This is a genomic window from uncultured Microbulbifer sp. (assembly GCF_947498635.1).
Lineage (GTDB): Bacteria > Pseudomonadota > Gammaproteobacteria > Pseudomonadales > Cellvibrionaceae > Microbulbifer > Microbulbifer echini.
Genome location: NZ_CANMKV010000002.1, coordinates 39,891 through 61,985, shown reverse-complemented (window position 1 = coordinate 61,985; position 22,095 = coordinate 39,891). Strand labels below are relative to the sequence as shown.

The window sequence follows — 22,095 nt, the reverse complement described above, 5'->3', positions numbered from 1 at the left end:
TATAGGCGCTGCTGAGCCAGTTGCGTCGCTGGTTTTTTAACCAGAAAAAGCCTATGATCCCGCGCCCGAATGGCATGTGCCATCCGGGCGTTTTTGTGTCGGGTGTTTATGACCAGTCTGTCTAAAGAATCGCTCAGAATTAGTGAAATTTTCTACTCTCTCCAAGGGGAGGCGCGGGAATGCGGCCTACCAACGGTGTTCGTGCGCCTAACGGGGTGCCCGCTGCGCTGTACTTATTGCGACTCGGAGTACGCTTTTTATGGCGGCGAGCGCATGACCCTGGAGCAGATATTGCAGCAGGTGCAAAGTTATCCGGCGCGCTATGTCTGTGTGACCGGTGGTGAGCCATTGGCCCAGCCCAATTGTCTGCCGCTGTTGGAGGCTCTGTGCGATGCGGGCTATTCAGTATCCTTGGAGACCAGCGGTGCCATGCCGGTGGAAAATGTGGATCCGCGTGTCTCACGGGTTGTCGACCTGAAGACGCCGGCTTCCGGGGAGCAGCACCGCAATCGCATGGAAAATATGCAGGTGCTGACTCGCCGGGACCAGATCAAGTTCGTAATTTGTGATCGCAGTGATTACGACTGGGCCAGATTTACCTTGGACCAGTACCGCTTGCCGGAGCGAGTGGGAGAGGTGCTTTTCTCGCCCAGCTATGAGCAGTTGCCGGCGCGGCAACTGGCGGAGTGGATCTTGCAGGATGGTCTGCCGGTCCGCATGCAGATGCAGCTGCATAAATTGCTGTGGGGGGATATCCCGGGTGTCTGATTGGCCCGGTGATTGTGTATTGATGAATTGAGGAAGAGATGACTGCAAAGAAAGCGGTAATTTTGCTGTCCGGTGGCCTCGACTCGGCCACAGTGCTCGCCATGGCGCGTGCAGACGGGTACGAGTGTTACGCTCTGGGTTTCGATTATGGCCAGCGTCACGAAGCGGAACTGTTGGCGGCGAAACGTGTGGCGAGTGATCTTGGGGCGGTAGAGCACAAGGTGGTGAAGCTCGACCTGCGCTCTATCGGCGGTTCGGCCCTGACCGATGACACGATTGAGGTTCCGGAAGAGGAAACCAGCGGTATCCCGGTGACTTATGTACCGGCACGCAACACGGTTTTTCTCTCCATTGCCCTGGGGTGGGCCGAGGTCCTCGGAGCACAGGATATTTTTGTCGGTGTCAATGCGGTGGACTATTCCGGCTACCCGGATTGCCGGCCGGAATATGTCGAGGCCTATGAGACAATGGCCAATCTGGCTACTCGCGCCGGAGTTGAGGGCCACAAGCTCTCCGTGCGGGCACCGTTGATGCAAATGAGCAAGGCCGATATCGTGATTGAAGGGACGCGCCTTGGGGTTGATTACAGCTTGACGGTATCCTGTTATCAGGCGCGCCCAGATGGTGCGGCCTGCGGTCGCTGCGATAGCTGTAGACTGCGCGCTGCGGGATTCGCCGATGCAGGCCTTGCGGACCCAACGGTTTACGCCAGCTGATTGTCAGTTGGCGTCAATTTTGAGGGAAATACCTAACTCCTTAAATTCGTTAGATTTTTTTTCGAGTTAGGTATTGTTTTTTCATAATAGATCCGTAAGATACGCAGCTCCTCACATCGAGGCACGGAAAAGGGTCGTTAGCTCAGTTGGTAGAGCAGTTGGCTTTTAACCAATTGGTCGCTGGTTCGAATCCAGCACGACCCACCATTTTCCACCGGGGATGCTCACAGCAAACCCACAGCTTTTACACCTCTGCGTGAGGGTGAAGGCATCCTAAGCTGGGACATACCAAGTTTTCCCAGTCACCATAGGGTCGTTAGCTCAGTTGGTAGAGCAGTTGGCTTTTAACCAATTGGTCGCTGGTTCGAATCCAGCACGACCCACCACTTCTTCTTAATTTCCCACTCTTATTTCTTGTCGCTTCTTCGTGTGAGCGGTCTCTTATATTTAATGCGTTTCTCCTAGAGCAATGTCTGGATTTCTTCAGGTTGGCTTAAGCGTGGGATTGGCCGCTAATGAAATTCGCCGCCATTTCCCCCAGGGAAAGGCAGCTGGTCAGGCCGGGGGATTCAATCCCAAAAAAAGCGACTAACTGTGGTTTCCCGTCACCGCCGCTTCGGAATAGCTTAAAGTCCTGTGGTGGGGCCCCCATGGGAGCGAGCTTTGGGCGAATACCGGCATAATCTGTACGCAGAGATCTCTCTGGAAGGGCGGGCCAGTAACGTTGAATACTGCGGTAGAATTTATGCCTGCGACGGCTATCCACCCTGTAATCAATCGCGTTTACCCACTCCACGTCGGGCCCGAAACGGGCATACCCCTGCAGGTCCAGCGTGAGGTGAATGCCCAGGCCACCCGGCTCCGGAAGTGGGTAAATTAAGTGTGAGAAGGGTGGCTTGTGGTCGAGGGAGAAGTAATTGCCCTTTGCCAAGTATTGAGTCGGAACTGCCTTGCGTATGCTCACGTCGTTGATATTGCTGAGCAATCCATGGCTGTGGAGCCCGGCAGCTACCACTAAGTGCGGCGTACCGAGGGAGTATCCATCCTCCATGGTCAGCTGGTAGTTGTCACTACCCCGCAATAATGCGATTACTTTTGTGTTTGGTACAACCTGGCCGCCCAGGGCCTCAAGAGCGCCCTGCAGCGCCAGTAGTAGGGAATGGCTGTCGAAAATGCCTGTGTTTGGTGAATAAATGGCACCGTGACATTGCAGCTCTGGTTCCATCGCCCTGGTTTCTTGTCCGTTCAGTAGCATTAGGCTGCCCGCGCCATTAGCATCGCCCTGTGCCTTTAGGGCTTTTAGTTGGGGTAACTGGGCTTTATCGGTGGCCAGGATCAGTTTGCCGATGGGTTTGTGTGGCACACCGTGTTCACGGCAGAAGCGATACAGACTGGCTTTTCCCGCAACACAGGCCCGGGCTTTTAGGCTGTTGGTCGGGTAATAGATGCCAGCGTGGATTACCTCGCTGCTGCGGGCGCTGATTTCGGTGCCTATGGCAGTGTGTTGCTCTAAAACCAGCACTCGATGGCCTCTGGTGGCCAGGGCATAGGCGCTGGCGAGACCGATAGCTCCGGCGCCAATTACAATACTCTCTACCATTTCCATAGAGGGGCCATTCGGCTGCAGGAAAGAGACTCTTTAAGTGTACTGGTTTGCCGGAGTGGGGTTTGCTGAGCGACTCATCCAGTGACGGGGTCAAACAGGTAGTGGTTGATATTTCAGGTGCGCTGATATGGCGCAACAATGCGTTATACTGCGCGTTTTTTCGCTAGTGGTAGTTAGCCATGACCCAAAAGTCCATTGTTGCAGAAACGGTTGATTCCCGCTCTTTGGTGCAGGCGCACTTTGCGGAGCCGGTTGTGCCCCAGTACAGTGAAGAGGAGCTGCAGGCCTGGCGCGATCGAATCAAGCGCCTGCTAAACGAGCAGAATGCCGTGCTAGTGGCTCACTATTACACTGATCCATTGATTCAGGCGCTGGCCGAAGAGACTGGTGGCTGTGTTTCTGACTCGCTGGAAATGGCCCGCTTCGGCGCCGAGCACAGCGCCGATACTCTGGTGGTGGCCGGAGTGAAATTTATGGGCGAAACCGCCAAGATTCTAACGCCAAACAAGCGTGTTTTGATGCCAACCCTGGAGGCGACTTGCTCTCTGGACCTGGGGTGCCCTCCGGATGAATTTTCCGAGTTTTGCGACCAGCATTCCGATCGCACGGTGGTTGTCTATGCAAACACCTCGGCGGCGGTGAAGGCCCGTGCCGATTGGGTGGTAACTTCGAGTATCGCTCTGGACGTGGTGGATCACCTGGATGCCCAGGGTGAGAAAATCCTTTGGGCTCCGGATAAACACCTGGGGGGCTATGTGCAGCGTGAAACCGGTGCGGACGTCCTGCTGTGGGATGGCTCCTGTATCGTACATGAGGAGTTCAAGGCAAAAGGGGTTGAGGATCTGAAGGCCCTCTACCCGGATGCCGTGGTGCTGGTGCATCCGGAGTCTCCCGCTGCCGTTGTGGCTCTGGCCGATGTGGTGGGTTCTACCTCACAGATTATCAATGCGGCCAAGACCCGCCCCGAGAAACGCTTTATCGTGGCGACCGACCAGGGCATCTTCTACAAGATGCAGCAGGAGTGCCCGGACAAAGAGTTGATGGTCGCCCCAACCGCTGGAGCCGGCGCTACCTGTCGCAGTTGCGCCAACTGCCCCTGGATGGCGATGAACTCCCTGGAGAATCTCTGTGCTGTGCTGGAGCGCGGCGACAATGAAATCTTTGTGGACGCGGAATTGGGCCGCAAGGCGATGATCCCACTGCAGAGAATGCTGGATTTCCGCAAGGGCTAGTGCCCGGTACGGTGATCCTAGCGGACAGAGAAAGAGCGGCCATTGGCCGCTCTTTTTGGTTATCCCGCCGCCTGAGGCATTTATGGTGCCGACTTAAAGCTCTTTGGCTTTCTCCTGCATCTTGATGACATCTTTGAGGCGCTGTTTCAAGATAGCGTTGGTCTGGTAGTTGTCTTTGGTCATGCGAATACCGTGGCGCAGGTGCTGCAGGGCCTTGTCGAAAACCCCGTTCAAAATGTAGTACTCAGCGCGAGCTTCATGCACTCCGACGATATCTCCGGCCAAGCCGTGGGTTTCAGCCAGCAGATACCATACGGTGGGGTCTTTCTTGCGTGCGCGGCTGTACTTGGCCAGCATGCGCTCTGCCGCGAGGAAGTTACCCGCCTTGAAGTGTGCATTGGCGAGTCCCATGAGCAGGGCGTGGTCGCCGGGGTTGCGGTCGAGGGCGTATTGCAGCCGTTGGGTGGCGCCGCTGTAATCCCGGCGTACCAGGTCGATATCCGCGCGCGCCAGTACAAAAGCACCCTTGGAGGGTTCTTTGTCGAGCAGCGGCTGCAGGGTGTCCAGTGCATTGTCGGGCCTGCCGGCCGCCAGTTGCGCCAGAGCCAGGCCATAGCGAGCGGCGTCTTCGTTGTCATTGATACCGTTGAGCTCGGCCTGGAAACGTTTCACCGCCTGTTGAGGAGTGGGTTCGCCAGCGACACGAATACGGGCGCGCATCAGGTGGAAGTCGCGGCTGTCGCTCGGCGGTACAGTCTCCATTCGCTGGGAGCGGAGCTTGGCATCGGCGATCCGTTTTTCGGTAACGGGGTGAGTCAGGAGGAACTCGGGTGGACGCTGATAGTAGCGTGTGGCCTTGAGCATCTGCTCGAACATTTCACCGGCGGCATCTGGATCGCGCCCGGATGCCGCCAGGGTCTCGATACCGACTCGGTCCGCTTCTTGTTCGTTCTTGCGACTAAAGCGCAGTTGGCTGTCCAGTGCCGCCGCCTGGGTGGCGGTCATGGCGGCGATTCCCGCTCCGCCGCCAGCGGTGGCGGCAAGTACGAGGGCGCCGAGCATACCGGCCAGGGTGGGAATTCTGTTGTTGCGCTGCGCTTCGAGAGAGCGGGCATAGTGTCGCTGGCTGAGGTGGCCGAGTTCGTGGGCGATCACCGAGGCAAACTGGTCTTCATTTTCGGCGAACAGGAAGAGGCCTGTGTGTACCCCCATAATGCCGCCGGGGACCGCGAATGCGTTCATGGTTTCATTGTTGACCACGACCACATCGATATTCTTGTCTTCCAGGGGGGTGTAACTGGCGAGCTCTTTAACGGTTTTCTCTACATATTGTTGCAGAAGCGCGTCCGAGGATGTTTTTACCTGGCTGCGAAACATGCGCAACCACATCTGCCCGAGTTCCTTTTCCCGCTGTGGGGATACGACGCCGCTCGTGCTATCGCCCAGCTCCGGCAGGCGGATACCCTCCGGCTCAGTTGTGGCGGCGATAGGGGTGCTGGCAAGCAGCAGGCCGATACCCAGTGCCTTTATACCGCGGCGCAATCGCTGTGAGGGTGGCAATTTGTGTGATCGACGAGGCAGGTTTTTTTGTGGGTTAGTCATCTTGATTACTGCTCGGTCTGTCCGTGAAGGATCTATAGTCCAACTCTATACGCAACCCCGTTGAACTGTCGAGGTTTTGACCGGGTAGCCCCTAAAAGGTTCGGGTTTACGCCACGCGGTGGGTTAAAAAGCGTAAAGCTTTGGCGGTATCTGGCACGGATTCCGCGTTATAATCCACGGCTCTGCAAAATTTGTGACTGATTAATCAATGGTCGTGCCTTCCTCCGATACCATCCGTGAACAACCAGAGCCGGATTGGCGTGCCGCGGTGATGGTGGATGCCCGCCAGCTGCCGTGCCCGCAGCCTCTATTGGCCATGCGCAGAGCCCTAAACGAATATGAAACGGGTACTCTGCTGTGTGTTATGGCCACCGATGAGGGCTCCTGGCGAGACTTTCACAGCTTTGCCGCTCTGAGTGGCAGACCCCTGCTGCGCGCTGAAAGGCGTGATAATACCTTCCACTATTGGCTGTACGCTGGCAAATGAAGAATCAATCCCGAGAGTCTATGTTGTCGATTGTTAAAGGCTGGGTGAACCGTTACTTCAGTCAGGAGGAAGTGGTGCTGCTCGTGCTGCTTCTCACGGTAGCGCTGGTGATACTGGCCACGCTCGGAGCTGTACTGGCGCCTGTACTTACGGCCCTGGTTATCGCTTTTCTGATGCAGGGCATGGTGCAGAAGCTGAAGTCCTGGCGGGTGCCTCACTGGCTCGCGGTAACACTATCCTGCCTGGTGTTGGTCGGTGCCATCGTAGCGCTGCTGTTTGTAGTGCTGCCGATTATTTGGCGTCAGCTAGTGCGTCTCGGTGCGGAGTTGCCAAATATGGTGCAGCGCGGACAGGAGTTACTCTTGTTGTTACCGGAGCGCTACCCGCGCCTGGTCTCGGCTGCGCAGATCGATGAGGTATTCAATACTCTCGGCAAGGAACTCGGAGGCATGGGGCAGACCCTCCTGGCCTTCTCCCTCACCAACCTGCCCATTTTTGCCGGCTTGCTGATTTATGTGGTGGTGGTGCCGATTTTGGTGTTTTTCTTCCTTAAGGACTCGGATCAGCTAATTCGCTGGTGTACGTCTTTCCTGCCCAAACAGCGCCCGATGTTGCATCAGATTTGGCACGAGATGAACGATCAGGTGGCCAACTATGTGCGCGGCAAGGTGGTAGAGATCGGCATAGTGACGGCGGTGAGTTATGCCGCTTTCCTGTTACTGGGGGTGAATTATGCGCTGCTGCTCGCGGTGGCTGTGGGCTTTAGCGTATTGATCCCCTATATCGGTGCGGCGGTGGTGACTATCCCGGTGGCGGCTATCGGCTTGTTTCAGTGGGGCTGGAGCAACGAGTTTTTTTACCTGATCATGACCTACGGCATTATTCAGCTGCTCGACGGCAATGTGCTGGTGCCACTGCTGTTTTCCGAGGCGGTTAATCTGCACCCGGTGGCAATTATTCTGGCGGTCTTGTTTTTTGGGGGAATTTGGGGGTTTTGGGGGGTCTTCTTCGCAATTCCGTTGGCCACCCTGCTCAAAGCGATTATGACGGCTTGGCCCACCAGTGAGCACCAGGCGGAGTGGGAGGCCAAACGGATATCGGAATAACAGCCCCTGGCGCGGCCGGCCGATATCTTTTCTTTGTGTCCGCACGAGGCCGTTGTTAGAATGCCGCGCTTTCCTTTATTTGTCCCTCCAAATAGGTGAGAGCTCATGAGCCTGGCTGACAAAGTTCTAGCGGTCAATAATGACCTGCCGATCCGTACCGACAAGCCCATCCACAGCGGTAAGGTCCGCTCCGTTTACTGGTTGACCGAAGCCGATAGCCGTCGCCTGATCGAGGAGAAAGGATACCCGGTAGCACCGGATGCCCCTCTCGCGGTGATGGTCATTTCCGACCGCATCTCCGCATTCGACTGCATATGGACCGGCAAAGGCGGCATGCGCGGCGTACCCGGGAAAGGTGCCGCACTGAACGCTATTTCCAACCACTGGTTCAAGCTGTTCAAGGAGCAGGGCCTGGCCGACAGCCATATCCTAGATATTCCCCATCCCCTGGTTTGGATCGTACAGAAGGCCCGCCCGGTCATGATCGAGGCTATCGCCCGACAGTACATCACCGGCTCCATGTGGCGCTCCTACCAAAAGGGCGAGCGCGACTTCTGCGGTATCGAGATTCCGGATGGTCTGCAGAAGGACCAGAAGCTGCCCGAGCTGCTGATCACCCCCTCCACCAAAGGTATTCTCAAAGATATTCCCGGCGTGCCGGAAGCGGATGATGTGAATATCACCCGTAAGAATATCGAAGACAACGTCGACGCTTTTAATTTCCGCAGTGCAGGGGATATCGACCTGTACGAAAAACTGCTGAAAGAAGGTTTCGATGTGATCTCCGCAGAGCTGGAGAAGCTCGACCAGATTTTTGTCGATACTAAATTCGAATTCGGCTATGTCACCGATGCCAATGGTGAAGAAAAGTTGATCTATATGGACGAAGTGGGCACCCCGGACTCCTCCCGCATTTGGGACGGTGAGCAGTACCGCACCGGCAAGGTTGTGGAAAACTCCAAAGAGGGTTTCCGTCAGGCCCTGCTCAATTACTTCCCAGATGCCGATATTCTGCTGAATAAAGACCGCATGGATGAGCGCCTGGCCTTGGCCCGTGATAACGAGCTGCCGGAATCCATGCTGATGGATCTTTCTAAAACCTATGTCGGTATCGCGGAGAAAATTACCGGAAAGGAATTGAAGCTGTCTGATAATCCAAAAGCGGAGCTGGTTGAGGTTTTGCGCAAGGATTATGGGCTGATCGACTGACCGAGCCCTCATCGAAAAAAAACCGGCGCTTGCGCCGGTTTTTTTATGCCCGCTAATTCCCCCCCCCTCAGTTTGAGGCTATGCCCAAAGGCATAATTTCTTCCTTACTGTGTTTTGCGAAAAAAAATACCAAGATGGTGCTGGAGGTTGCACTAGAAGGGTATCTGGGTGTTGTGCCAATTCCAGGATTTACTCCGTGACTTTAGAGATATCAGTCATGTAAGGCGCGGGGCATGAGCAGTGACACAATAAAATTCATGGCTTCTGAGAGGGCGGCTAGTCTTTTTCAAGGCGCTAACCTTAGATTAAATATTTTTTATGTTTCACTTTTCGCTGTGCCCACTGTGTAAACTTAATAAATATAGCGTTAAGAAAACACAATTCATTACTGTAAAGTGAAGATGTTTAATGTTGATAAAAACGATTAAGGCAACACTTCTATATAAGTGTCTACTCCCGTTCTGTATCCTTTTTATGGGTACTGCATGTTCCACCGGTTCAGACTCAAAAGGAGATGATAAATCGACAAGTGAAAATACTGAGACTGATTTTTACGCATATTACTCGCGAATGGATTCCGGTGAATCCTGGGAGGCTCACCAGATGGTCAGTGAGTTTGCTGACATCGTTGTAAACTTTTCTGACACTGAACAGTTCTATTTCTGGAGAGCTTCGAGCTATCTACCAAGGTGGCACACCGGTCAGGGTGTCAACTACGTGGAGCAACTCTTCGAGACGCGGGGGGATGGAGTCGGATTGCGTTGGGATAAACTCAATCGCCACTCTCATGTACGGATCATTCGCCAGTCACAAAACGACGTGGTAATACATTGGCGTTATGCACCAAAGTTTGATGTTCACAAGGATCCAATGCTGCCGGGTTGGACCGGATGGGTTGATGAATACTACACAGTGAAACCTGACCGAACGATCTTACGTGAGACATATGATCATGATAACGAGCGTAAGATTACTCATAATTTGACCTTAAATCCGAATGGCACTATCACTCAAGTTTCTGCTCAGCCGTCCGCTTACGTCTCACCTGTGCCCGAGTTTTATAGTGCCGATGCTTTGCCTGCGGGACCAGATTCAGGCTTTGGAGCGCAATACACTAAATTGGGATACGTCGGGGCATGGGATACAGGCCCAGAGGATCAATATCAGCCAAGGTCAAATTTGTGGAATGATAACTGGCAAGTACATGCCGATCCCGATGTGATTGTTAATTTTGATGGCAATGACACTAAGTGGGTATTTTGGCGAGGCTTAGGCTTTGTGCCAAGTTTGGTTTCTGAAAACGGTGCATGGTTCAGTAATGAATTCAATGAAAGTTGGGGGTGGCCGGAAATGTGTGAAAGTGGTGGTGCTGAACCCATGAATGATAAGCAGGTTCGCTACAGTCATGTTCGCGTCATTGAAAATACTCCTGCAAGGGTCGTGGTTCAGTGGCGATATCATCCCACCGGTATTTGTTACAACTTAATTGATACGGAAGACTCGCCAGATGGATGGGGTGCAGCGTCAGAATTTGTTTTTTATATCTATCCAGATGGAACGGTGCTTTCCCGAAACACGTTATTCAGTCAGCAAGTCAATACCTACGGTGATGCTCCCAATGGGTTCGAATACCATGAGGCTATGATTATTCACAGTGCCGGCAAAGATCCATGGGATAACATTGAGATTGACAACACGCTCACGCTTGTAAATATGAATGGGCAGGCAGAAAGTTATGATGGGGCCAATGGTGGGATTAATAACCGAGGTAGTGAGGCTTTTGAACTACCTTTACAGGCGAATATAGCTCGTATTAATTTGAAAGATACAGAGTTTGACACCTTCACGATTATGGAGCATGGTGGTTCGCTGGAGATTATCCCCTATTCTGAAGTGGGTTTCGAAGAAGAATATCCAGATCATCACTTTGTGCGCTGGGATCACTGGCCGGTAAACCAAATACGCGCGTTTGGTCGTGGAGCCTCCGATTCGCTTTACCCAAGTCATACATCATTGTTTCATATGGCTTTCAATCCACCGTTTAAGCAAGATGATTCTTCGCAAACCCGGCTACTGCTTACTGGATTATCTAATATGTCAACTGCACAAGTGACCAAGCTGGCGAAATCCTGGTTGCAGGCACCTGTAGTTGCCAATGTTACTGGCTCATCAGACTACGGTTATGATGAGGCGCAGCGAGCGTATTATTTTGATGCAAGCGACTCACTGTCTTTTCGTTTAAGTGGCTCAAGCGCTAACCCAGTATTTAATCCTGCGTTTGTGTTGGAGGGCTGGGAAAATGAAAGTGATATTGTGGTGAAGATAAATGGACAGGCTACCGATGACTTTAAACGGGGTAATATTAGAGGTGCATCGGGTAAAAAAATTACTATCATCTTCTTGCCATTAAATTCGGATAGTGAAACGGATATCGAAATTTGTAAGGCCAAGGATTGCTGAAGTGATCGATTGTTTCGATATTTTCCATTGGTATAAGATGTGTCATTTTGGTCATAGGAAGAGATTGGCGTGAAATAAAAGACCTTTAGAGACTCTCTGAATAATCTCGCAATATCCTTGTGTGATGATTGCAGCGCAGCAGCCCTGCCCGGTGGGGTTGCCGGTGAGCTTCACGCTCCGCGCTGTGATATTTTGACGGATCTAGATATTTGAGCCTAGATTGTAAATCTGCGTTTAAAGCTGAGAGTTATTGCAGGATTACCTGGTACCCCTGAAATATGTCAAAGTATCCCCTCCGCCACAATTCGTCATTATTCCTCCCGGCTTTCACCCGATTCCCTGCCGTCTTTCGCCCGTTTTAGCGTTTTTAATTCCTTTAGCTTCCAGTTTAAAAGTGGAGAGAAGTTTGTGAACAGGGTGATATTGTTTGGGCAGCGTTTTCATAAAGATGAGCTGATGTTGCCGACGGAAGAATACTATCGTCGCCGTCAGAAAAGCGGGGGTGTGGGCCGCTGGTTATTATTTATTGTGGTTGTATTGGCGGTAGTGATTGCGGCTATTGGTGCCGAAGTGAATGCCCAGGCGCTTGACGACGCGGCGGATAGTGGCGATGAGGAAGCTGTCGAAGCTATCACCCTAGGTGAGGTGAAAGCAGGGAATTTGTTGTTTACTGGCGGTGAAGCGGGGAAATATATTCCGGCGGTACACCAGGATAGTCGGGTCAGTATTGCTGTACGCGGCCTGGTGGCAGAAGTGTGGCTACAACAGGCATTCCAAAATACCAGTGAAAACTGGCAGGAGGCGATTTACGCTTTGCCACTACCGGATCGAGCCGCAGTGACCGGCCTCGAAATTCAATTGGGTGAGCGCCGTATTGTCGGCAAGGTACGCGAACGAAAACAGGCGGCGAAGATTTATAAGGCCGCGCGCGCGGCGGGTAAGCGCGCGGCTCTTCTGGAGCAGCAGCGCCCCAATTTGTTTACCAATAAAGTGGCCAATATCGCACCGGGGGAAACAGTACAGGTGAATATTCGCTACTTACAGCCAGTAGTCTATGACAATGGTGTCTTTTCACTGCGTATGCCTACGACTCTGACTCCGCGTTACATACCCGGTGAGCCGGTTCCCTTTAATACTCTTGGTGGTACCGAACAGAAACTGGTCACAGAGGGCAGTGGCTGGGCTTTGCCTACGGACCAGGTAAAGGACGCTCCGGCGATTTCACCGTATATGCAGCCGGCAGCAGAGCGGGAGGTTGTGGGTAGTCATAATATCGAGATAGAGGTGGAACTGGAGGGTGGTCTGCCACTGGTAAAAATTGCTAGCCCCTACCACGACATTACGATCGATGAGAAAGCTGGGGAGCATTATTCCATTCGCTTGCGCGATGGTGCTGTGAAAATGGATCGGGACTTTCTCTTAAGCTGGCAGGCGGAGCCCTCGGCGATGCCGCGTGCAGCGTTATTTAGTGAGCGTGTCCGCGAAGAAGAAATTGGCAATGAAGAAAATGCGGGTGCAAAAGCCGGTAGATATCTGCAGGTAATGTTACTGCCGCCGGATGAGGGTACCCGCGCCCGGCGCCTGCCGCGGGAAGTCGTTTATGTGATCGATACTTCTGGCTCAATGGGCGGTAATTCCATTCGACAAGCCAAGGAGAGCCTGGTCTTGGCACTTTCCCGCTTGCAGGCTAACGACCGTTTCAATGTGATCGAGTTTAACAACAGTCCCCGCGCTTTCTTCACGCGTCCTGTGGTCGCAAGTAAGCAGAATGTTCAGCGCGCACGCCGGGAAATTGAACGGTTAAATGCCGATGGGGGCACCGAGATGGCTTCGGCTCTGCGTCTGGCGCTTGGGCAGCAGTTGCCCGATGAGACCAGTCTGGTGCACCAGGTAGTATTTATCACCGATGGCGCCGTGGGTAACGAGCAGGCTTTGTTTGAGTTGATTAATCAGCACCTGGGTAGTGCGCGCCTGTTTACCGTAGGCATTGGCTCCGCGCCCAATAACCACTTTATGCGCAAGGCTGCACAATTTGGTCGCGGTGCCTTTGTGAGCATCGGCGATATCTCCGAGGTGCGTGGGCGTATGCAGACTCTGTTCGCCAAGCTCGAAAACCCCATGGCCACCGATCTGCAGTTGAGCTGGCCTCAGGGGGTGGTTGCGGAGGCCTACCCGAAGCGTATTCCGGATCTGTATCGCGGTGAGCCGCTGCAGCTGGTAGCCAGGATTGAAGGCGATGAAATGCAGGGAGAAATCCAGTTGCGTGGGCGTATGGCAGGCAAACAGTTTGTGCGCAAGCTGGTATTGCGCGCAGGGCAGTCGCCCAGCACTGTCGGAATCGGCAGTCTTTGGGCGCGTAGCAAGATCGAATCTTTGCGTGATCGCCAGACCCTGGTGGGGGAGGGTAGCAACGCGGGATTGGCGCTGCGTGAACAAATTCTGCACCTCGCCCTGGGGCACCAGATCGCCAGTCCCTATACAAGTTTTGTCGCGGTTGAGGAAGAGGTCGTGCGCAAGGCGGGTAATGAGTTTTCCCACAGTTCGGTTGCCAATACGATGCCTAAGGGGCAAGTATTGCAGCGCCAGGCTTACCCGAGCACGGCTGCGGGGGTGTACGCTCAGTTGCTCGCGGCCCTGAGTCTGCTCAGCCTGGCAGCACTGTTGCGTCGTGGGCGCAAGGTTCGCGGTAATTTATTGCGTGAGCTGCGCCAGCAATTGCGCAGAGTTGTGCCGGATATACGTCGACCTCAAGGTGGCCTTGAGGCTCGAATCAGGAATATTCGCGGATGATCCGCCCCCTGCTTTTCCTGTTGTGTCTGGCGGCGGGGCTTTGGCAGCTGGGTTCTGCGGGCTGGTTACTGGCCAAGGCGCAGTTGGCCCAGCGGCTGATCGCCGAGGCCTGGGAGACACAGCTGCAGGACGGGGTTCCACAAAAGCCCTGGCCCTGGGCGGATACCCGGCCGGTGGCCAAGCTCAAGTTGGAGGGGCAGCGCCCGCTGGTTGTGCTCGCCGGCGGCAGTGGTGCGTCCCTCGCTTTTGGCCCTGGGCTGCTGGCGGGCTCCGGCAAGCCGGGGGACTTTCGCACCACGGTTATTGCGGCACACCGGGATACCCACTTCGCCGGTCTGCAATCAGTGCGGCGTGGCAGCGCCATTTACTTGCAGGATGAGCGCGGCCACTGGCATACCTATCGGGTTAGCGAGTTGCGTATCGTTAATAGTGAACGCGAACGCCTCCCGGTTTTTGCTGAGCGGGGATTGCTGCTCGTGACCTGTTACCCCTTTGATGCCGTCGCGGCGGGAGGGCCTCTGCGCTATTTGGTCTACGCTGAATATCAATCTGGAGGGGAGGTGGTGCGGTTGTGACTGGTCTCTGTATCTGGGACTCGATTTTGTAGTCCGTTTTCTCGAAGTTCCCATAAAATATTCCGGTAAAACACAAAAAAGAAAAATAATTGTTTTACCATTTTGTTTTGTTTGTTACTAACCGTCCTATCTGGAAAATTTTTTGTAGTAATACTACAATCCTCTCCGCGAATAACCGGGAAAGGGGTTTTGTCCGCCACACTGCGCGGGCCCCGGAACAGATAATTACAGTCAAACTAAGCACTCGCGGCACAGACTGGCGTCACCTTCCCTCTCCGCCATGATCGGGTGAATATCCACACCTTGTATTTCCGCCAACGATGGTGGTGAATTGGCGGAACTCTGAAAAAAAGGCAGCATTTTTTTGCCTGCGCTGTAGTTTGCCCGCGTACCGATTTATGAGAAATAGACCGACTTGATGTCGCCTAATTCGCCGAGGAGCACTTGATGCACGAAGATACCGATAACCTCGAAACGCAGGAGTGGTTGGATGCGCTGCAGGCGGTAATACGCTACAGCGGCAAAGAGCGCGCAGCCTTCCTGTTAAAGCAGCTGTCTGATCGCGCTACCGATGTGGGGGTGCAGCTGCCCGCGGCTATCACGACCCCTTACCGCAATACGATTCCACCCAGTGCGGAAAAACGCATGCCCGGTGACCTGTTTATGGAACGCCGTATCCGCTCCTTAATTCGCTGGAATGCACTGGCGATGGTGGTGCGTGCCAACCAGAATAATGACCATCTCGGCGGCCATATTTCCAGTTTCTCCTCGGCGGCCACCCTCTACGATGTGGGTTTTAACTACTTTTTCCGCGGTAACGAAGGTGAGGAGCGTGGCGATCTTGTTTTCTTCCAGGGCCACAGTGCGCCGGGTATCTACGCGCGCTCCTATCTGGAAGGGCGTTTTGATGAGGGGCAGCTGGATAACTTCCGCCGCGAAGTGAACGGCAACGGTCTTTCATCCTACCCGCACCCCTGGTTGATGCCGGAGTACTGGCAGTTCCCCACGGTCTCTATGGGATTGGGGCCGATTCAGGCGATTTATCAAGCGCATATTATGCGCTACCTGTCCGCCCGCGGTTTGTCTCCGCGCGGCGATCGCAAGGTGTGGGCTTTCCTCGGTGACGGTGAGTGTGACGAACCGGAAACACTCGGTGCCATCTCCCTGGCTGGCCGCGAGCAGCTGGAAAACCTGGTGTTCGTAGTGAATTGCAACCTGCAGCGTCTGGACGGCCCGGTGCGCGGCAATGGCAAGATCGTGCAGGAGCTGGAAGGCGTCTTCCGCGGTGCCGGTTGGAACGTGGTTAAAGTGCTTTGGGGTCGCCTGTGGGACCCACTGCTGGAGAAAGACGACAAAGGCTTGCTGCAGAAAGTCATGGACGAAGTGGTCGATGGTGAGATGCAGAACTTCAAGGCCAACGGCGGCGCCTATACCCGCGAACACTTCTTCGGCAAATATCCGGAGCTGCTGGAACTGGTTAAGGATATGTCCGACGACGAGATTATGAAGCTCAACCGCGGCGGCCACGACCCCTACAAAGTTTACGCGGCTTATGCTTCGGCGATGGCGCACAAGGGCCAGCCCACCGTGATCCTGGCGCAGACCGTTAAAGGCTACGGTCTGGGTTCCGCCGGCGAAGCGGCGATGGACACCCACTCGGTGAAGAAGCTGGATCTGGATTCCCTTAAGCGCTTCCGCGATCGCTTTGCTATTCCGTTGACGGACAAAGAGCTGGAGGAAGTGCCCTACTACCGCCCGTCCCCGGATAGCCCGGAAATGAAATATATGGCCGAGCGCCGCAAGACCCTGGGGGGGCCAGTGCCGCGCCGCCAGATCGAGTGCCCGAAACTGGAAGTGCCCGGCCTCGACGCCTTCAGTGCATTGACTAAGGGCTCCGGCGAGCGGGAAATCTCCACCACTATGGCGTTTGTACGCGCCATCGCCGCGCTGGTGAAGGACAAGAATATCGGCAAGAACATCGCGCCGATCGTTCCGGACGAAGCGCGCACCTTTGGTATGGAAGGGCTGTTCCGCCAGCTGGGGATCTACTCCTCCCAGGGGCAGCGTTACACCCCGGTGGATCACGGCCAGATCATGTATTACAAGGAAGACAAGAAGGGCCAGGTACTGGAAGAAGGCATCAACGAAGCTGGCGCTATGTCCACCTGGATGGCGTTGGCCACGGCCTACAGCAACCACGGCGTGCCGATGGTGCCTTTTTATATCTACTACTCCATGTTCGGCTTCCAGCGTATTGGTGACCTGGCCTGGGCCGCTGGCGATATGCAGGCGCGCGGCTTCCTCATCGGCGCCACCGCCGGCCGCACTACGTTGAACGGCGAAGGTTTGCAGCACCAGGATGGCCACAGCCATGTATTGTCCTCAACAATCCCCAACTGTCGCAGTTACGATCCGGCTTACGGGTACGAGCTGGCCGTGGTGATGCAGCGCGGTCTGAGAGAGATGTACGAAGAGCAGAAGAACCTCTTCTATTACATCACCATCGAGAACGAAAACTATCTGCAGCCGGAAATGCCCCAGGGGGTGGAAGAAGGCATTATTCGCGGTATCTACAAGCTGCAGTCCAACGTCAAGAAAGGCGCCAAAGGCAAAACGGCGAAGAAACATGTACAGCTGATTGGCGGCGGTACCATTTTGCGCGAAGTGCTGGCAGCGGCGGACATTCTCGCCGATCAGTTTGGTGTGACCTCCGATGTCTGGAGCCTCACCTCTGCCGTGGAAGCGGCCCGTGAAGGTCAGGACGTGGCGCGCTGGAATATGCTGCACCCGCAAGCCGAAACACGCAAAGCCTGGATCACCCAACAGTTCGAAGGCAACACGGCTCCGGTGATCGCTTCCACCGATTACATCCGTTCCTATGTGGAGCCGCTGCGCGAATTTATCGACGGCGAACTGACTACTCTGGGCACCGATGGCTTCGGTCGCAGTGACACCCGCGAGCAACTGCGTCGCTTCTTCGAAGTGGATCGTAACTATGTGGTGATCGCCGCTCTGAACGGCCTGGCCAAGCAGGGGGTGATGGATGCGAAAGAGGTTGCGGAAGCGATCGTGACACTCAATATCGACGCCGAAAAAGTTAACCCGCGCATCAGCTAAGAGAAGGCAGAACTCCTATGGCAAAACAAGTCATTAAAGTGCCTGATCTCGGTGGTGCCGATCAGGTGGATGTAATTGAGATCTCTGTGGCTGTCGGCGATATCGTCGCGCAAGAGGATTCTCTGATTGTGGTGGAGGGCGATAAGGCCTCCATGGATGTACCGGCCCCGGTGGCCGGCAAAATTCTCAGTATTACCGTTAAGGAGGGTGACAAGGTCTCCGAGGGTGATGAGATAGGAAAAATTGAAACCGAGACAGCAGTGGAGGCTGAACCAGAGTCCAGTCAGGCCCCGGCGCAGGATAGCCAGCCAATTCCTGAGCCCGCTGCGGAGCCGCAAGCCGAGGCAAAAGCGAAGCCTAAAGGCGGTGCCGAATCGAAAGAGGAGGCTATTCAGGTTCCCGATCTGGGCGGTGCCGATGCCGTGGACGTGATTGAGATCTCTGTGCAGCCCGGCGATACGGTCGCCGAGGGCGACTCCCTGATTGTGGTGGAAGGCGACAAAGCTTCAATGGATGTACCTTCGCCGAGCGCGGGTACCGTAGTTTCCATCGCCGTCAAAGAGGGCGATAAAGTTTCCACTGGCGATGCGTTGGGTGTCTTAAAAGTGGCTGCCGAAGGTAATGTTGCGCCCGCCGCTACAGCAGCGCCGAGCCAGGAGTCTGCGCCTGCGGCCCAAACTGAGCCTCAACAGACTCCGGAAACGGTTGAGCCACCCGCGGTTCCACAGAAAGACCACCTGTTGGAGCGGGATCTCACGGTAGCCGCTCAGGTTTACGCCGGCCCCGCCGTGCGCAAATTGGCGCGGGAGTTAGGTGTCACCTTGAACAAGGTGAAGGCCAGTGGTCCGCGCAACCGTGTGACCAAGGATGACCTGCACAATTATATTCGCGAGCAGGTGAAAAAAGCAGAGAGCGGCGCTGTGGGTGTTGGCGGTGGTATCGGTATCGCGAAGATGCCGGATATCGACTTCAGCCAATTTGGTCCGGTGACAATGGAGCCTATGAGCAAGATCCATAAAATCACCGCGGCCAATATGTCGCGCAACTGGCTCAATGTGCCCCATGTCACTCAGTTTGACGATGCTGATATCACCGAGCTCGAGGACTTCCGCAAGTCTATGAAGGCCGAGGCGGAGAAGCGCGGTGTAAGGCTCACCCCGGTGCCTTTCCTGCTAAAAGCGGTGGCCGCCGCCTTGCGCGCAGAGCCCAGTTTCAATGTGTCCCTGCACAACGATGGCGAGCAGATTGTGCACAAGGACTACGTGCATGTGGGCATGGCGGTGGATACGCCGAAAGGTCTGATGGTGCCGGTCATTCGCGATGTGGATAAAAAGGGTCTATACGAATTGGCGGCTGAGGCCGCGGAGATGGCTCTGAAAGCCCGCGACGGTAAGCTCAAGCCCAATGAAATGCAGGGTGCCTGCTTTACCATTTCGAGCCTGGGTGCTATCGGTGGTAGCGGATTTACCCCGATCGTTAACTCCCCGGAAGTCGGCATCCTCGGTGTTTCCAAGTTGGCTGTGAAGCCGGTGTGGAATGGTAAAGACTTTGCACCGCGGCAGATGCTGCCACTGGCACTGTCTTACGATCACCGCGCGGTGAATGGCGGTGATGCCGGGCGATTTATGACTTACCTTGTCAGCGTTCTGGCGGATGTGCGCCGTTTGCTGCTGTAGAGCGCCTCATACCACCTTGCGTTCGATTCAAAAAAGCGGCCATAGGCCGCTTTTTTTATTGGTACTGGTGACCTGGTTACAAGCGTCCCCTCTACAGGGGGGGGTAAAAAAGTGCTCAAAATGGCGTCAAAAACATCCAAATAATGAATGGTGCGCATAAATGACTCGGCGCCAGCTGGCCGGGTATTCCTCGACAGCTAGACTTTCTGAAAGACAGCGATCAGCGTAACACTGAAAGTGGAGTGTCGAATCATGAGGCTTTCAAGGAAATTCGCCCTGCCGCTTGTGGCGGTACTGGCGGTGCAGGGCTGCCTGTTTTTACCCGCCGAAGAGGTAGAGGGTGAAGACCCTTTCTTTTTTGAGGTTGAGGCGAGCGTAGAGGAAAGCGGTTTTGTCGATGCTGGCACAGCGCTTTCCGCATCTGCTCAGGTCTTGCCGGCTAACTTTGAATGTGACAGGGATTGTGCCATCCAGGTGTATGACTCTAACACCTGGTTTTTTCCGGTCCTGCGGGTGTATTAAGCCGCGCGGGAAGGTTTGCACAAGACCGCGCGTGGAGTTGTCGCTGCGCCCCCCGGTCTTTTACCGAAGTACGCGAAGTTAGCTTCGCGTGGTACCGATACGGAGGCATGCCCATGCAACAATTCCCACTGGTTATTTCTGCACTATCTACTGTTCTTCTACTCTCGGCTTGTGGCACATCGGATACTCGCAACCAAGTGGTTTACCCCACTAGCGCGCCAATGCCCCGCCACGCGGAGTACCGCGCTTACCCGTCCCCATCCATGCCCGCGGCCCCCTCGGTACGAAAATCCAATTACTCCAGTTGTCCTGGCGATTCTGAGGAGCTGGCGCCGGGCTCTATTTGCCCTTCCAGTGCCCGTTGCTTTGATATTTCTGGTGGAAGGCGTTGTATTTCCTATGAAGACTAAAATTTTTCTGTCTTTGGTAGTTTTGCAGCTGCTTATTGGCTGTGCCGATGGGTTTTGGCAGGACTTGAACGGTACGGCAATTTATTACACTTACAAGACCAGCCCCGTTCCGCCGGATGAGCAGACCGCCTTTCCGCGCTTTTGCTTGGCTTGTGATGTCTATATGGGGGACCTGAGTAACTGTATTGCTGAGGGAGTGCACTGCTACCAGTTGGATACGGGGAACTGGTGTGCCGGACCCTATTCACCTTTTGAGTTGAGTTACAGTTTTTACTAAGGGCTACACAGATAGGATTTATGCCGGGTGCGAAAATAATTTGGCCCGGCCAAACCAGTTGATTATATCGGGATTCATCAACGGCACATGAACAGGGAAACCTGTGCTTTGGCGGTGTGGAGCTGGGATTATTTCAGTAGCGTTTTAATATGCTCTTTGATTGAATTGCCAATATAATATTTTAAACCGGTAAACGTTTTTCTGATGTTCACCTCTGGGCAGTATTCATAACCCAATTCTTCCAACAGGACATGCAGATTTTTTTTGATGCCAACAGAGAACCAGCTGCATGGAAAAGAGATGATGCTGGGATTCTGTCCGTTGTGTAGATAAATTTCTCCGCAATGGATATGGCTGATTTGATTGAGTAGATTGTAACTGCTGTCGGCGAAATCAAAGTTATAAAAGAGCTTGAAATCGCGGTCTATGTCCATTTCAGTTGGGGTGTGATGGGCATAATAGCGCCGGATCATTTTCTGATCATCGTGATAGTTCGGGTAGGTCTCCTGAGCTGAATGGAACAGTGTTTTCAATGCTTTTACTTTGCCGATAAAAATCCCAGTGGAAAAAATATGCTCACCAGGAAAAAACAATTTTTCAAAAAAACCCTGGGCGCCCCCATGCTGGTGATCATTGGAAAAAATGATTTCCTTGTTAAAGGAAAGGTAGTTTTTTTCAAGATGGCGAATTGGCGGAAGTATTAATGAATCGAAACCGTCCAGGTAACAGACACTGTCTTCTTCGGGCAGGCGGTGAAAGAAGGGGAGTAAAATATCTATTTTTGATGAAAAATCCTTCCATGGATGGTCGCGCCCGAGGATGCTTAACGATACGTCATTGCGTATGGCGGATTCCTGCAGTACAGGAAACATTCTTTCTGAGTGAGTGGCAATAGTGGCGATATGCAACATGATTTTAGGAGGGGACCTTGAGACTTGTAACTTTCTGTTGCGGCAAAGGTTTCTTCGCCCTACGCATGAAGTCTAGCCGAGGCTCTGGGGTGGGGCGGTGGACTTGTAGGGTCGCCCCTGCATCGGCGTGCGGATGCATTATCCTTTCTATGGTATTCCCTTTTGGTGCGGAGTTTGGCTCTCAGGCTTAGCATCTGTGGGTGGACAGAGCTTCCCATGAAATAAAACAGGCTGGTAATGATAGGCGCCAAAAAAAGCTGGATTCGCAGTGTCTGTATCGCGATTGATCAGCTCGGCAATGCCATTGCAGGGGGGAATCCCGGTGCCACCATATCTGCACGGTGCGGCTATTTCACCCGCGTAAAGGAAACCTCCTTTCGTCGCTATTGGCGGATATTAGAGTGGATGATCAATTTTGCTTTTCTGCCTATCGATGGCCCGGATCACTGTTACCGCTGTTATCTTTGGGACCACACGGAAAAGCATGAAGAGGGCAGTGATTTTATGCGTGCACTGCTGGGAATGATCGTGATTTGGTTCTGCGTGCCACTCGGCCTGTTTACCTGGCTGTATGTGTTTATCTTCCCCAGCGCCCGCTGGCGCAAAGAGAAAGGTTAGGCAAACAAAAGCC

18 protein-coding genes and 2 tRNA genes are annotated in these 22,095 nt (G+C 54.0%); 17 read left to right on the top strand and 3 right to left on the bottom strand.

The window, feature by feature from the left end:
- The first annotated feature begins 108 nt into the window (after positions 1–108).
- The 4 genes from queE to Q1A69_RS01445 all read left to right on the top strand — a co-directional run bounded on the left by queE (position 109) and on the right by Q1A69_RS01445 (position 1,870).
- On the top strand, positions 109–768 hold the full coding sequence (gene queE / locus Q1A69_RS01460; protein ID WP_299579999.1) for a 7-carboxy-7-deazaguanine synthase QueE: 660 nt from the start codon (positions 109–111) through the stop codon (positions 766–768).
- 38 nt (positions 769–806) lie between these two features.
- A complete protein-coding gene (gene queC / locus Q1A69_RS01455; RefSeq protein WP_299579996.1) occupies positions 807–1,484 on the top strand; it encodes a 7-cyano-7-deazaguanine synthase QueC in 678 nt (225 codons plus the stop codon).
- Between the two features lie 131 nt (positions 1,485–1,615).
- Positions 1,616–1,691, top strand: a tRNA-Lys gene (locus Q1A69_RS01450).
- Between the two features lie 103 nt (positions 1,692–1,794).
- A tRNA-Lys gene (locus Q1A69_RS01445) sits at positions 1,795–1,870 on the top strand.
- 107 nt (positions 1,871–1,977) lie between these two features.
- Here Q1A69_RS01445 and Q1A69_RS01440 read toward each other — a convergent pair.
- Positions 1,978–3,090 (bottom strand): NAD(P)/FAD-dependent oxidoreductase, encoded by a 1,113-nt coding sequence (locus Q1A69_RS01440; RefSeq protein ID WP_299579993.1) that lies wholly within the window; start codon positions 3,088–3,090, stop codon positions 1,978–1,980.
- 179 nt (positions 3,091–3,269) lie between these two features.
- Here Q1A69_RS01440 and nadA point away from each other — a divergent pair, with 179 nt between their 5' ends.
- Positions 3,270–4,322: a quinolinate synthase NadA gene (gene nadA, locus Q1A69_RS01435; RefSeq protein ID WP_299579990.1), complete on the top strand. Its 1,053-nt coding sequence runs from the start codon at positions 3,270–3,272 to the stop codon at positions 4,320–4,322.
- 93 nt (positions 4,323–4,415) lie between these two features.
- Here nadA and Q1A69_RS01430 read toward each other — a convergent pair whose 3' ends face one another.
- Complete coding sequence (locus tag Q1A69_RS01430; protein WP_299579987.1) at positions 4,416–5,924, bottom strand: M48 family metalloprotease; 1,509 nt, start codon at positions 5,922–5,924, stop codon at positions 4,416–4,418.
- Positions 5,925–6,195: 271 nt separating this feature from the next.
- Here Q1A69_RS01430 and Q1A69_RS01425 point away from each other — a divergent pair, with 271 nt between their 5' ends.
- The 11 genes from Q1A69_RS01425 to Q1A69_RS01375 all read left to right on the top strand — a co-directional run bounded on the left by Q1A69_RS01425 (position 6,196) and on the right by Q1A69_RS01375 (position 20,553).
- A complete protein-coding gene (locus tag Q1A69_RS01425; protein ID WP_299580355.1) occupies positions 6,196–6,411 on the top strand; it encodes a sulfurtransferase TusA family protein in 216 nt (71 codons plus the stop codon).
- 20 nt (positions 6,412–6,431) lie between these two features.
- Complete coding sequence (locus Q1A69_RS01420) at positions 6,432–7,517, top strand: AI-2E family transporter (protein ID WP_299580353.1); 1,086 nt, start codon at positions 6,432–6,434, stop codon at positions 7,515–7,517.
- 105 nt (positions 7,518–7,622) lie between these two features.
- Positions 7,623–8,726, top strand: coding sequence for a phosphoribosylaminoimidazolesuccinocarboxamide synthase (locus Q1A69_RS01415; RefSeq protein ID WP_299579983.1), 1,104 nt, complete (start codon positions 7,623–7,625; stop codon positions 8,724–8,726).
- A 474-nt stretch (positions 8,727–9,200) separates the two neighbouring features.
- Entirely contained in the window at positions 9,201–11,186 is a 1,986-nt protein-coding gene (locus tag Q1A69_RS01410; protein ID WP_299579980.1) for a hypothetical protein, read from the top strand.
- 408 nt (positions 11,187–11,594) lie between these two features.
- Entirely contained in the window at positions 11,595–13,976 is a 2,382-nt protein-coding gene (locus Q1A69_RS01405; protein ID WP_299579977.1) for a marine proteobacterial sortase target protein, read from the top strand.
- On the top strand, positions 13,973–14,551 hold the full coding sequence (locus Q1A69_RS01400; RefSeq protein ID WP_299579974.1) for a class GN sortase: 579 nt from the start codon (positions 13,973–13,975) through the stop codon (positions 14,549–14,551). Before Q1A69_RS01405 ends, Q1A69_RS01400 begins: the two co-directional genes overlap by 4 nt.
- Positions 14,552–14,998: 447 nt before the next feature.
- Positions 14,999–17,668 carry a pyruvate dehydrogenase (acetyl-transferring), homodimeric type gene (gene aceE / locus Q1A69_RS01395; RefSeq protein ID WP_299579971.1) on the top strand — a complete coding sequence of 890 codons (2,670 nt, stop codon included), beginning with the start codon at positions 14,999–15,001 and terminating at the stop codon, positions 17,666–17,668.
- Between the two features lie 17 nt (positions 17,669–17,685).
- Positions 17,686–19,344 (top strand): dihydrolipoyllysine-residue acetyltransferase, encoded by a 1,659-nt coding sequence (aceF, locus tag Q1A69_RS01390; protein WP_299579968.1) that lies wholly within the window; start codon positions 17,686–17,688, stop codon positions 19,342–19,344.
- A 252-nt stretch (positions 19,345–19,596) separates the two neighbouring features.
- Positions 19,597–19,866 carry a hypothetical protein gene (locus Q1A69_RS01385; RefSeq protein ID WP_299579964.1) on the top strand — a complete coding sequence of 90 codons (270 nt, stop codon included), beginning with the start codon at positions 19,597–19,599 and terminating at the stop codon, positions 19,864–19,866.
- Between the two features lie 113 nt (positions 19,867–19,979).
- Positions 19,980–20,276 carry a hypothetical protein gene (locus Q1A69_RS01380; protein WP_299579962.1) on the top strand — a complete coding sequence of 99 codons (297 nt, stop codon included), beginning with the start codon at positions 19,980–19,982 and terminating at the stop codon, positions 20,274–20,276.
- Complete coding sequence (locus Q1A69_RS01375; protein ID WP_299579959.1) at positions 20,266–20,553, top strand: hypothetical protein; 288 nt, start codon at positions 20,266–20,268, stop codon at positions 20,551–20,553. The genes Q1A69_RS01380 and Q1A69_RS01375 overlap by 11 nt, the downstream gene beginning before the upstream one ends.
- Positions 20,554–20,681: 128 nt before the next feature.
- Here the strand turns inward: Q1A69_RS01375 and Q1A69_RS01370 are convergent, their stop codons facing one another.
- Entirely contained in the window at positions 20,682–21,425 is a 744-nt protein-coding gene (locus Q1A69_RS01370; protein ID WP_299579956.1) for a glycosyltransferase domain-containing protein, read from the bottom strand.
- Between the two features lie 276 nt (positions 21,426–21,701).
- On the opposite strand from Q1A69_RS01370, the gene Q1A69_RS01365 reads away from it, so the two are divergent.
- Positions 21,702–22,082, top strand: a complete 381-nt coding sequence (locus tag Q1A69_RS01365; protein WP_299579953.1) for a hypothetical protein — start codon at positions 21,702–21,704, stop codon at positions 22,080–22,082.
- The last annotated feature ends 13 nt before the right edge of the window (positions 22,083–22,095 follow it).

Coding starts and splice junctions, on each gene's coding strand:
- queE (WP_299579999.1), top strand. CDS start 109: ATGACCAGTCTGTCTAAAGAATCGCTCAGAATTAGTGAAATTTTCTAC.
- queC (WP_299579996.1), top strand. CDS start 807: ATGACTGCAAAGAAAGCGGTAATTTTGCTGTCCGGTGGCCTCGACTCG.
- Q1A69_RS01440 (WP_299579993.1), bottom strand. CDS start 3,090: ATGGAAATGGTAGAGAGTATTGTAATTGGCGCCGGAGCTATCGGTCTC.
- nadA (WP_299579990.1), top strand. CDS start 3,270: ATGACCCAAAAGTCCATTGTTGCAGAAACGGTTGATTCCCGCTCTTTG.
- Q1A69_RS01430 (WP_299579987.1), bottom strand. CDS start 5,924: ATGACTAACCCACAAAAAAACCTGCCTCGTCGATCACACAAATTGCCA.
- Q1A69_RS01425 (WP_299580355.1), top strand. CDS start 6,196: ATGGTGGATGCCCGCCAGCTGCCGTGCCCGCAGCCTCTATTGGCCATG.
- Q1A69_RS01420 (WP_299580353.1), top strand. CDS start 6,432: ATGTTGTCGATTGTTAAAGGCTGGGTGAACCGTTACTTCAGTCAGGAG.
- Q1A69_RS01415 (WP_299579983.1), top strand. CDS start 7,623: ATGAGCCTGGCTGACAAAGTTCTAGCGGTCAATAATGACCTGCCGATC.
- Q1A69_RS01410 (WP_299579980.1), top strand. CDS start 9,201: ATGGGTACTGCATGTTCCACCGGTTCAGACTCAAAAGGAGATGATAAA.
- Q1A69_RS01400 (WP_299579974.1), top strand. CDS start 13,973: ATGATCCGCCCCCTGCTTTTCCTGTTGTGTCTGGCGGCGGGGCTTTGG.
- aceE (WP_299579971.1), top strand. CDS start 14,999: ATGCACGAAGATACCGATAACCTCGAAACGCAGGAGTGGTTGGATGCG.
- aceF (WP_299579968.1), top strand. CDS start 17,686: ATGGCAAAACAAGTCATTAAAGTGCCTGATCTCGGTGGTGCCGATCAG.
- Q1A69_RS01385 (WP_299579964.1), top strand. CDS start 19,597: ATGAGGCTTTCAAGGAAATTCGCCCTGCCGCTTGTGGCGGTACTGGCG.
- Q1A69_RS01380 (WP_299579962.1), top strand. CDS start 19,980: ATGCAACAATTCCCACTGGTTATTTCTGCACTATCTACTGTTCTTCTA.
- Q1A69_RS01375 (WP_299579959.1), top strand. CDS start 20,266: ATGAAGACTAAAATTTTTCTGTCTTTGGTAGTTTTGCAGCTGCTTATT.
- Q1A69_RS01370 (WP_299579956.1), bottom strand. CDS start 21,425: ATGTTTCCTGTACTGCAGGAATCCGCCATACGCAATGACGTATCGTTA.
- Q1A69_RS01365 (WP_299579953.1), top strand. CDS start 21,702: ATGATAGGCGCCAAAAAAAGCTGGATTCGCAGTGTCTGTATCGCGATT.